Below are 10871 nucleotides of genomic sequence, written 5' to 3' on the forward strand. Positions count from 1 at the left end.
ATCTACTGGCCCCTCCTCCGACGGAAACACGCGCTTGGTCTCCAGCTGGATCCTGCTGCTGGTCTCGGTTGCCTACGCTGCGCTGCTGTTCGGCGTGGCGTGGTGGGGCGACCGTCGGCCGATGTACCCGGACCGGCCGTGGCTGCGGCCGGTCGTCTACAGCCTGGCGCTGGCGGTGTACTGCTCGTCGTGGACCTTCTACGGCGCAGTCGGTACCGCCGTGCGCAACGGTGTGGGCTACCTGCCGATCTACATCGGCCCGTTGCTGCTGCTGCTGTTCGGCTGGCGCATCATCGAGCGCCTGGCGCTGATCGCGCGCAGCCAGAACGTGGTCTCCATCGCTGATTTCATTTCCTCGCGCTTCGGCCGCTCGCGGCGGCTGGCGGCGCTGGTGGCGATCATCGCCCTGATCGGCATCATTCCCTACCTCGCCCTGCAGTACAAAGCGGTGGCGATGAGCCTGCAGGTACTGACCGGCAACACCGGCCCGACCGGGTTCTTCAGCGATCCGGCCCTGTACGTGGCGTTGCTGATGGCGCTGTTCGCCACCCTGTTCGGTACCCGCCAGGTGGACGCCACCGAACACCACCACGGCATGATGCTGGCCATCGCGCTGGAGTCGGTGATCAAGCTGGTGGCGATGGTGGCGGTGGGCGTGTTCGCCTATGTCTGGCTCAGCGACCGCAACGAGGCGGTGGTGGAGTCGGTGCATACGCTGTTCACCGGGCTTCCGCCGGTGGGGTTCATTTCGCAGACGCTGCTCAGTTTCCTGGCCATCATCTGCCTGCCGCGCCAGTTCCATGTGGCGGTGGTGGAGTGCGGGGATGTGCGCGACGTGCGCCGCGCGCGCTGGATGTTCGGCGGCTACCTGGTGCTGATCTCGGCGATGGTGCTGCCGATCGCCACGGCCGGCATCAGCCTGTTCGGGACCGGAAGCGGCGTGGCCGACGACTCGATGGTGCTGGCGTTGCCGCTGGCCGAGGGCCGCAACGCGCTGGCACTGATCGCCTATATCGGCGGGTTCTCTGCCGCCACCGGCATGGTCATCGTGTCCTCGATCGCGTTGGCGACGATGGTCAGCAACGATCTGGTGATGCCGGTGCTGCTGCGTCGCAGTGGCGACCACCAGGAAGCGGCCGATGTCGCCTCGCGGGTGCTGTGGATCCGCCGGCTGGCGATCCTGCTGCTGGCACTGATGGCCTACAGCTACTACCGCAGCAGCAGCAACGACAGCACGCTGGCCTCGTACGGACTGATGGCGTTCGCCGCGGTGGCGCAGTTCGCGCCGGGCCTGATCGGTGGCCTGTACTGGCGCGGCGCCAGCCGTCGTGGCGTCGAGACCGGCATGCTGCTCGGCTTCGCCACCTGGCTGTACACCCTGCTGCTGCCGGCGATGACCATGGCCGGCTGGATGGATGCAGGCTGGGTGCAGCATGGTCCGTTCGGCATCGATTGGCTGCGGCCGCAACAGCTGTTCGGCATGACCGGCTGGGACCCGCTGACCCATGGCACGTTCTGGTCGCTGCTGGTCAACGCGGCGACGATGATGCTGGTATCGGCGCGTTGGCGTCCGGGCGTGGATGAGCGCCTGCGCGCTGCGCCCTTCCTCGATCCCTATGCCGAGCGGCCTTCAGTGGCCGGTGGTTGGCCGGGCCACGTGCACGTGGGCGACCTGCTGGCACTGGCCTCGCGCGTGGTCGGCGAGCGCCATGCGCGGCGCTCGTTCTTCGAACAGGCGCAGTCGCTGGGGCGCGAGCTGCAGTCCTCGGCACCGGCAGACCGGCCGTGGGTGCAGTTCACCGAGCGCCTGCTGGCCGCATCGATCGGTGCGGCCTCCGCGCGCCTGCTGCTGACCAGCCTGCTGCGCGGCTCCGGCATGGACCTGGGCGAAGTGGTGGCGGTGCTGGACGAAGCGGGCCAGGAGCTGCGCTTCAACCGCGAGATTCTGTCGACCACCCTGGAAAACATCAGCGCCGGCGTCAGCGTGGTCGACCCGGACATGCGCCTGACCGCGTGGAACCGGCGCTACCAGGACATGTTCGGCTACCCCGACGGCATGCTCTACGTGGGCCGCCCGGTGGCGGATCTGATCCGCTACAACGCCGAGCGTGGCGAGCTGGGCGAGGGCGACATCGAAGTGCAGATCAACCGCCGCATCGGCTATATGCGCGCCGGTTCGCCGCACGTGTTCGAGCGTACCCGCAGCGATGGCAAGGTGATCGAAATGCGTGGCCAGGCACTGCCCGGCGGCGGCTACGTCACCAGCTACAACGACATCACCGACTACAAGCACGCCGAACGGGCGCTGCTGGAAGCCAACGAAACACTGGAACAGCGCGTGGCCGAGCGCTCGCATGTTGCGGAAGTCGCACAGCAATCGAAGACCCGCTTCCTGGCGGCGATCAGCCATGACGTGCTGCAGCCGTTGAATGCGGCGCGGCTGTTCGCTTCGGCGCTGCGCGACAGCGACCATGTCAGTGATGAGCAGCGGCACCTGGCCGAACGCGTGGATGCGTCGCTGCGTGCGGCCGAAGAGCTGCTGGATGGGCTGCTGGACGTGTCGCGGCTGGATGCTGGTGGCCTGCATCCGGTGATCGGCGAATTCGATGTCAGTGCATTGATGCGCGAGCTGGCCGCGCAGTACACGCCGGTTGCGGCCGGGCGTGGGTTGCGGCTGGATCTGTTCGCGCGTACCACCTGGGTGCGCAGTGATCGCCGCCTGCTGCGCCGCGTGCTGCAGAACTTCCTGGCCAATGCACTGCGCTACACGCGGCAGGGGCGCATCGTGCTGGCCGTACGCCAGCGCGGCGAGGAAGTGGAGCTGCAGGTGTGGGATACCGGCCCCGGCATTCCCGAACACCACATGCGACAGATCTTCGATGAATTCCACCGCTACCAGCAGCCGTTCGACTGGGGCGAGCAGGGCCTGGGGTTGGGCCTGTCGATCTGCCAGCGCATCTCGCGCCTGCTTGACCATCGCTTGAATGCCCGCAGCCGGGTTGGCAGTGGATCGATGTTCTCGATCATCCTGCCGCGGGTAGCGCCGTTGCCGGGATATACCGAATCGCTCACCGTGGCGCAGGCCGCACCGCCGATCCGCAGCGATTCGCTGGCCGGCCTGCGCGTGTTGTGCGTGGACAACGACGAGGAGATCCTCGATGGCATGCGCGCGCTGCTGGGGCGCTGGCAGGTGCAGGTGATCACCGCATCGACGGTGGACCAGGCGTTGCAGAAGATCGCCGAGCGTCCGCAGGTGATGCTGGTGGACTACCACCTGCACGATCGCATGGATGGCCTGGATGCACTGGTGGCACTGCGCGAAGCGGCGGGCTATCCATTGCCCGGCGCGCTGCTTACCGCCGATGGCCGCGATGAACTGAAGCGGATGGCACGTGAGCGCGGCTATCGCCTGTTGACCAAGCCGATCAAGCCAGCCTCGCTGCGTGCGTTCCTGGGCGCGTTGCGCGACGCCCGGTAGTGCCGGCCGCTGGCCGGCAACCTCGCAATCGCCGGCAGGTTACGCCACGCCGTGCAGATGTTCGTACAGGATCGTCGCACCGATGATCACCAGGATCACGCCACCGATGATTTCGGCGCGCTTGCCGACCATGCTGCCGAGTGCGCGGCCAAGCATGATGCCCGCGGTGACCATGGTCAGCGTGCACAGGCCGATGACCGCCGCCATCACGCCGATATGCACGTCCATGAAGGCCAGGCCGATGCCCACCGCCATCGCGTCGATGCTGGTGGCGAAGCCGGTCAGTGCCAGCTTCCAGAAGCCGTGGTGCTGCGACGGATCCTCATCGTCCTCGCCGCTGTCAGGGCGCAGGCCGTTGTAGATCATGTGGATGCCCAGTGCGCCGAGCAGGCCGAAGGCGATCCAGTGGTCGAAGGCTTCGACGTACTGCAGGGCGGCACGACCGAGCAGCCAGCCGATGATGGGCGTGATCGCCTCGATGACGCCGAAGATGATGCCGGCGCGCAGCGCATCACGGAACACCGGCCTGCGCATGGCGGCACCCTTGCCGATCGCCGCGGCGAAGGCATCGGTGGACATGGCAAAGCCGATCAGCAGGATCGAAACAGGAGACATGGGCGGCAGCAGAAGGTCGGGCAAGGACGGACGCACGGCTCGCGCTCGCGCCCAACCTGACGTTGCGCGCGCGGGCCGCTGGTCTCGCCAACCATCATGGTTGTCCACGCCACGGCGCACTGGCCGAGTATGTTGACGTGGACGATTCCTGCGTAGGAATCCGGCTACTCCCCAAGGGGACGCGAAGCTTAGCACCGCGATCCGCGCGTGGCGCATTTCGTGCGAAACGCGCAGGCACGGCTGGTTTGTATAGCGATGGCTATACCACGCGCGATACGGTAGCGCCGGGCCATGCCCGGCGAGCGTAGCGGGTAGTGCCGGCCGCTGGCCGGCACGCGCAACGGCGAGAGCGTGCCAAGCAAGCGTGGCACCCACCAAAGCAGTTTCCGGTAGCGCCGGGCCATGCCCGGCGAGCGCAGCGGTGATACAGGTACAGGCGATTGCCGGCCAGCAGCCGGCACGAACCCTCAGTCTTCTTCCGGCGGCAGCACGATGGCGTCGTCGTCGATCGCCAGCTTGCCGGCCATCAGCACCGCCTGGGTGCGGTTGGTCACGCCCAGCTTGCGCAGGATCGCGGTGACGTGCGCCTTGATCGTTGCTTCGGAGACGTTGAGGTCGTAGGCGATCTGCTTGTTCAAGCGGCCCGCGCCGAGCATCTGCAGCACGCGGAACTGCTGCGGGGTCAGCTCGCGCAGACGCTGGCCGACTTCGCGTTCTTCGCTGCCGGTCGGCGGCACGTTGTGTGCTTCCGGCGGCGCCCAGGTCTCGCCATCGAGGATGGTGCCGAGTGCATGGCCGATGGTGTCCGAATCAGCGGATTTCGGAATGAAGCCCAGCGCGCCATGGTCGAGTGCACGCCGCATCACCGTGGCTTCTTCGCGTGCGGACACCACCACCACCGGCAGGTGCGGATGCAGCGAGCGCATGTGTACCAGTGCGTTGAAGCCCTGTGCGCCGGGCATGTTGAGATCCATCAGGACCAGGTCGGCGTCGTTGTGCTGGTCGGCCAGCGCATACAGCGCCTCCACGCTGTCGGCCTCGAACAGTTGAACGCCCGGAATGACCCGCTGCACGGCACCCCGCAGGGCTTCGCGGAACAACGGATGGTCATCGGCAATCAGGAGGGTGGTCATGGTCGGGGGGAACCGTGGGGGGAAAGCAGATGGGGTCAGAGCCCTTTCCTTGCGGAAAGGGAACCGACCCCCGGGTCGTACGTCAGCGCACCTTGCGCTCGTCCACCAGCGACGCCACGACCGAGGGATCGGCCAGGGTCGAGGTGTCGCCGAGCTGGTCCGGTGCGTTCTCGGCGATCTTGCGCAGGATGCGGCGCATGATCTTGCCCGAACGGGTCTTCGGCAGGCCCGGCGCCCACTGCAGGTGGTCGGGCGTGGCGATCGGCCCGATCTCCTTGCGCACCCAGGCGACCAGCTCCTTCTGCAGCTCGTCGCTGGGCGCCTCCTCGGCCACCAGGGTGACGTAGGCATAGATGCCCTGGCCCTTCACGTCGTGCGGGAAGCCGACCACGGCGGCTTCGGCCACCTTCGGGTGCGAGACCAGCGCGCTTTCCACTTCGGCGGTGCCGATGCGGTGGCCGGACACGTTGATCACATCGTCCACGCGGCCAGTGATCCAGTAGTAGCCGTCTTCGTCGCGGCGGCAGCCGTCACCGGTGAAGTAGCTGCCCGGGTAGGTGCGGAAGTAGGTGTCGATGAAGCGCTGGTGGTCGCCGTACACCGTGCGCATCTGGCCCGGCCAGGAGTCACGGATGATCAGGTTGCCTTCGGTCGGGCCGTCCTTGATCTCGCCATCGGCATTGACCAGGGCCGGCTGCACGCCGAAGAAGGGCAGGGTTGCCGAACCCGGTTTCAGATCCATCGCACCGGCCAGCGGCGAGATCAGGATGCCGCCGGTCTCGGTCTGCCACCAGGTATCGACGATCGGGCAACGGCTGTCGCCGACCACTTCGTAGTACCAGCGCCAGGCTTCCGGATTGATCGGTTCGCCGACGCTGCCAAGCAGGCGCAGCGAAGCGCGCGAGGTCTTCTTCACCGGCTCCTCGCCTTCGCGCATCAGCGCGCGGATGGCGGTGGGAGCGGTGTAGAAGATCGACACCTTGTGCTTGTCGATCACGTTCCAGAAGCGCGAGGTGTCCGGGTAGTTCGGCACGCCTTCGAACATCAGCGAGGTCGCGCCGTTGGCCAGCGGGCCGTACACGATGTAGCTGTGGCCGGTGACCCAGCCGACGTCGGCGGTGCACCAGTAGATGTCGTCCTCGCGCAGGTCGAACACCGCTTCATGGGTGTACGCCGCGTACAGCAGGTAGCCGGCGGTGGTGTGCAGCACGCCCTTCGGCTTGCCGGTGGAACCGGAGGTGTAGAGGATGAACAGCGGATCCTCGGCGTTCATGGGTTCCGGCTCGCAGCTGGCCGGCTGGCTGTCGACCACATCATGGAACCAGCGGTCGCGCGGGGCCTGCATGTCCACCGCACCGCCGGTGTGGCGCACCACCAGCACGGTTTCCACGGTATTGGTGCCGGGCAGCTTCAGCGCCGCATCGACGTTGGCCTTCAGCGGAATCTTCCGGCCACCGCGCAGGCCTTCGTCGGCGGTGATGATCAGCTTGCTCTGGCAGTCGCTGACACGGTCGGCGATCGAATTCGGGGCGAAGCCACCGAACACCACCGAGTGGATCGCACCGATGCGCGCGCAGGCCAGCATGGCCACGGCAGCGTCGACGATCATCGGCAGGTAGATGGTGACCCGGTCGCCCTTCTTGATGCCCAGGTTGCGCAGCGCGTTGCCGAGACGGCAGGTGCGCTCGTACAGCTCGCGATAGGTGACGTGCTGGGCCGGCGCGTCCGGGCTGTCCGGCTCGAACAGCAGGGCCGTCTTGTCGCCGCGCTTTTCCAGCTGGCGGTCCAGGCAGTTCACGCTGGCGTTGAGCTCGCCATCTTCGAACCACTTGATGTGGAAGTCGGACAGGTCGTAGCTGACGTTCTTGATCTTCGTCGGCTTGCGCGACCAGTCCAGCCGCTCGGCGGCCTTGCCCCAGAACGCATCCGGATCGGACACCGAGGCCTGGTACTGCTGTTCATAGGTGTTCTTGTCGATACGCGCCTTGGCGGCGAACTGCGGATCGACAGGGTAGAGATCAGCCATGGCACCCTCACTTGCACGTTGACTTTGTGTGTGCAGCCGCAGCATTGCAGCGGCCGTTCCCCCTCAGTTTGCCCCATCCACCCCCGGTCGCGTCACCACTTCGGTTAGACCTTGGTCGAAAGTCGGGCCCCTGCAGGCCCGGGTTCGACCAATGGCCAATAGCGGGTGCGTGCAAACGCCCCGCAGTCTCGGCTCGACCGTGCCCCACGCGCGGCATCACCTTGCCACTTGGGAGAGAGGGCAACATGAGCCACCGTACGTTGAAAGCCGTGCGCACACCTTTGGCGGCCTGCCTGTTGGTCGCCCTGGTCGCACCGGGCATGGCGTTCGCCGAGACCGCCAAAGAGAGGGCACTGGAGTCACGCGTCGCCGAACTGGAGCGGCAGGTGCAGGCGCTGCTGGCGTCGCAGCAGCAGCAACAGACCCAGATCGTGCAGACCCAGCAGGCGGTGACCGACGTCCGCACGCTGCAGGCCGAACAGAAGCCGGCGGTGCCTGCGGGCAAGCAGCCGATCCAGGTCACCACCATCACCCCCGGCGCGGCGCCGGGCACCACGGTCAAGATCGGCGGTTTCATCAAGGCCGATTTCCTGGCCACCCAGACCAGCGATGGCCAGCTGGCCGACGATGCCACCGGCCGCTCGCTATACCTGCCCGGGCAGACCCCGGTGGAAGGCGCCGGCGGCAGCGGCAAGCGCTCGGACGTGGACTACAACGCCCACGCCAAGTTCTCGCGCTTCAACCTGGGCATCGACAACGTCAGCGAGTCGGGCAACAAGGCCGGCGCGTTCTTCGAGATGGATTTCTTCGGCAACTCGCTGGGCAACCAGACCGCCACCAACACCTATGGCGTGACCCTGCGCCATGCGTACATGTACTGGAACAACTGGATGGCCGGCCAGACCTGGTCGAACTTCATGGATGCGGCGTCGTTGCCGGAAGCGGTCGACTTCGTCGGTCCCACCGATGGCGTGATCTTCGTGCGCCAGGCGCAGGTGCGCTACACCCAGGGTGGCTTCAGCGTCGCGCTGGAGAATCCGGAAACGACCACCCTCACCGGTACGCGCAATCCGGTCACCGGCGCCTGGACCAATGCCAGCGCCAATTCCGATCGCGGCAGCCTGCCGGACCTGACCCTGCGTTATGGCTGGAAGGGTGACTGGGGCACGTTCGGTGTTGGCGGTATCGTCCGTCAGCTGAAGGTCGACAACCAGGCCACCGGCGCAAAGGCCGACAAGGTGGCCGGTGGCCTGACCCTGGGCGGCAAGTGGGTGATGGGTGACAGCGATTCGCTGCACTACCAGTTCACCGGTGGCGAGGGCATCGCCCGTTACATCGGTCTGGGCATTACTGCGGATTCGGCCTATGACGTGGCCCGTGACGAGCTCAACCCGACCGGTGTGATCGCCGGCTATGTCGGTTGGCGCCATGCGTTCTCGCCGAAGCTGCGCACCAACCTGATCTATGCGCGCAGCGACTACGACAACGACAGCATCCTCGGCCCGCTGGTGACCAAGAGCGTGCAGAGCATCCGCGGCAACATCTTCTACTCGCCGCTGCCCAAGGTCGATGTCGGTGCCGAGCTGATGTACGGCAAGCGCGAGATCGAGAACGGCAACAAGGGCGATATCACCCGTCTGCAGTTCACTACGAAGTACAGCTTCTAAAGGAGTGCCGACCAGGGTCGGCACCTACAGAGATCGAGTGCCGACCAACGGTCGGCACCTACCTAGACTGCGTGCCGACCGAGGTCGGCACCTACAGAGGGAAAGCTTCCCATGTCCACAACACCTGCACCGGCGAAAGCCCAACTAACCCAGGGACACAAGAAGGTCATCTTCGCGTCCAGCCTGGGCACCGTTTTCGAGTGGTATGACTTCTTCCTGTATGGCTCGCTTGCCGCGATCATCGCCAAGCAGTTCTTCAGTGGCGTCAATGAAACCACGGGCATGATCTTCGCCCTGCTGGCCTTCGCGGCCGGCTTCTTCGTGCGCCCGTTCGGTGCGGCCTTCTTCGGCAGCCTCGGCGATCGCATCGGCCGCAAGTACACCTTCCTGGTCACCATCCTGATCATGGGCATCTCGACCTTCCTGGTCGGTGTGCTGCCCAACTACGCCTCGATCGGGTTCGCCGCGCCGGTGATCCTGATCATCCTGCGCCTGGCCCAGGGCCTGGCCATGGGCGGCGAGTACGGTGGTGCGGCGACCTACGTGGCCGAACACGCGCCGGACGACAAGCGTGGCCTGTACACCAGCTTCATCCAGTGCACGGCCACCCTCGGCCTGTTCATGTCGCTGCTGATCATCCTGGCCTGCCGCTACTTCCTCGGCAACGAAGCGTTCGAAGCCTGGGGCTGGCGCATTCCGTTCCTGGTCTCGATCGTGCTGCTGGGCGTGTCGGTGTGGATCCGCCTGCAGCTGAGCGAGTCGCCGCTGTTCCAGCAGATGAAGTCGGAGGGCAAGGGTTCCAAGACGCCGTTCCGTGACAGCCTGAAGGGCGGCAACCTGAAGCTGATGCTGCTGGTGCTGCTCGGCGCCGCAGCGGGCCAGGCGGTGGTGTGGTATGGCGGCCAGTTCTACGCGCTGTTCTTCCTCAGCAGCATGCTGAAGGTCGACGCCACCACCTCCTACCTGCTGATCGCCGCCGCGCTGGCGCTGGGCGTGCCGTTCTTCATCTTCTTCGGCTGGCTGTCCGACCGTATCGGCCGCAAGAAGATCATCCTGGCCGGCTGCCTGTTGGCCGCAATCACCTACATCCCGATCTTCAAGGGCCTGACCCACTTCGCCAACCCGGCCATCGAAGAGGCCCGCAGCAGTTCGCCGGCCCTGGTCGTGGCCGACCCGACCACCTGCTCCTTCCAGTTCGATCCGGTGGGCCTGCGCAAGTTCACCAGCTCCTGCGACGTCGCCACCGCCGCGCTGACCAAGGCCGGTGTGCCGTATGACGTGCAGCCGGCCGCTGCTGGTTCGCTGGCGATGGTCAACGTGGGCAGTGCCAGCGTCACTTCGTACGAGGCCGCTGGCCTGACCAAGGAAGAAGGCAAGGCCAAGGCCGACGCGTTCGGTGCCGAGCTGAAGACAGCATTGACCGGCGCTGGTTATCCCGCCAAGGCTGATGGTTCGCGCATCAACTACGCAGGCACGATCCTGATGCTGTGGCTGCTGGTGCTGTACGTGACCATGGTCTACGGCCCGATCGCCGCCTACCTGGTCGAACTGTTCCCGACCCGCATCCGCTACACCTCGATGTCGCTGCCGTACCACATCGGCAACGGCTGGTTCGGTGGCTTCCTGCCGGCGATCTCGTTCGCGCTGGTGGCCGGTACCGGCAACCTGTACTACGGGTTGTGGTATCCGATCATCATCGCGCTGATGTCGGTGGTGATTGGCGGCCTGTTCCTGCGCGAGACGAAGAACGTGGACATCACCAAGTAAGAATGATGTTCATCGAATGAAGGAGAGGCCGTGGTGCAGACCACGGCCTTTCTGTTTGTGGGGGCGCTTATCCGGCCCGCACCCTGGTAGTGGGGGGGGGGGGGGGGGGGGGGGGGGGGGGGGGGGGGGGGGGGGAGGGGGGGGGGGGGGGGGGGGGGGGGAGGGAGACAACGTAGGCACGCCCA

The 10871-nt window shown here is 66.2% G+C and carries 6 protein-coding genes and 1 riboswitch; of the genes, 3 read left to right on the forward strand and 3 right to left on the reverse strand.

What is annotated here, in order from left to right; all coding sequences use genetic code 11:
• Nucleotides 1–34 precede the first annotated feature (34 nt).
• Nucleotides 35–3478: a hybrid sensor histidine kinase/response regulator gene (locus AC3WTC_RS17830; RefSeq protein WP_492712120.1), complete on the forward strand. Its 3444-nt coding sequence runs from the start codon at nucleotides 35–37 to the stop codon at nucleotides 3476–3478.
• Between the two features lie 39 nt (nucleotides 3479–3517).
• Here AC3WTC_RS17830 and AC3WTC_RS17835 read toward each other — a convergent pair whose 3' ends face one another.
• The 3 genes from AC3WTC_RS17835 to acs all read right to left on the reverse strand — a co-directional run bounded on the left by AC3WTC_RS17835 (nucleotide 3518) and on the right by acs (nucleotide 7252).
• Nucleotides 3518–4093, reverse strand: a complete 576-nt coding sequence (locus AC3WTC_RS17835) for a manganese efflux pump MntP (RefSeq protein ID WP_032976929.1) — start codon at nucleotides 4091–4093, stop codon at nucleotides 3518–3520.
• A gap of 89 nt (nucleotides 4094–4182) precedes the next feature.
• Nucleotides 4183–4272: riboswitch (yybP-ykoY riboswitch) on the reverse strand.
• Between the two features lie 288 nt (nucleotides 4273–4560).
• Nucleotides 4561–5226 carry a response regulator transcription factor gene (locus tag AC3WTC_RS17840; protein ID WP_006477308.1) on the reverse strand — a complete coding sequence of 222 codons (666 nt, stop codon included), beginning with the start codon at nucleotides 5224–5226 and terminating at the stop codon, nucleotides 4561–4563.
• Nucleotides 5227–5308: 82 nt separating this feature from the next.
• Nucleotides 5309–7252: an acetate--CoA ligase gene (acs, locus tag AC3WTC_RS17845; protein WP_424842816.1), complete on the reverse strand. Its 1944-nt coding sequence runs from the start codon at nucleotides 7250–7252 to the stop codon at nucleotides 5309–5311.
• A 245-nt stretch (nucleotides 7253–7497) separates the two neighbouring features.
• On the opposite strand from acs, the gene AC3WTC_RS17850 reads away from it, so the two are divergent.
• Together AC3WTC_RS17850 and AC3WTC_RS17855 are read left to right on the forward strand one after the other, a co-directional pair.
• Nucleotides 7498–8919, forward strand: a complete 1422-nt coding sequence (locus AC3WTC_RS17850) for a DcaP family trimeric outer membrane transporter (RefSeq protein WP_333623486.1) — start codon at nucleotides 7498–7500, stop codon at nucleotides 8917–8919.
• A 111-nt stretch (nucleotides 8920–9030) separates the two neighbouring features.
• Nucleotides 9031–10686 carry an MFS transporter gene (locus AC3WTC_RS17855; RefSeq protein ID WP_025878778.1) on the forward strand — a complete coding sequence of 552 codons (1656 nt, stop codon included), beginning with the start codon at nucleotides 9031–9033 and terminating at the stop codon, nucleotides 10684–10686.
• The last annotated feature ends 185 nt before the right edge of the window (nucleotides 10687–10871 follow it).

It is taken from the genome of Stenotrophomonas sp. FW305-C-20-S1 (assembly GCF_058783335.1).

Bases quoted from the DNA above. Each gene is read 5' to 3' on its own strand.
- AC3WTC_RS17835 (WP_032976929.1), bottom strand. From the start codon at position 4,093: ATGTCTCCTGTTTCGATCCTGCTGATCGGCTTTGCCATGTCCACCGAT.
- AC3WTC_RS17840 (WP_006477308.1), bottom strand. From the start codon at position 5,226: ATGACCACCCTCCTGATTGCCGATGACCATCCGTTGTTCCGCGAAGCC.
- acs (WP_424842816.1), bottom strand. From the start codon at position 7,252: ATGGCTGATCTCTACCCTGTCGATCCGCAGTTCGCCGCCAAGGCGCGT.
- AC3WTC_RS17850 (WP_333623486.1), top strand. From the start codon at position 7,498: ATGAGCCACCGTACGTTGAAAGCCGTGCGCACACCTTTGGCGGCCTGC.
- AC3WTC_RS17855 (WP_025878778.1), top strand. From the start codon at position 9,031: ATGTCCACAACACCTGCACCGGCGAAAGCCCAACTAACCCAGGGACAC.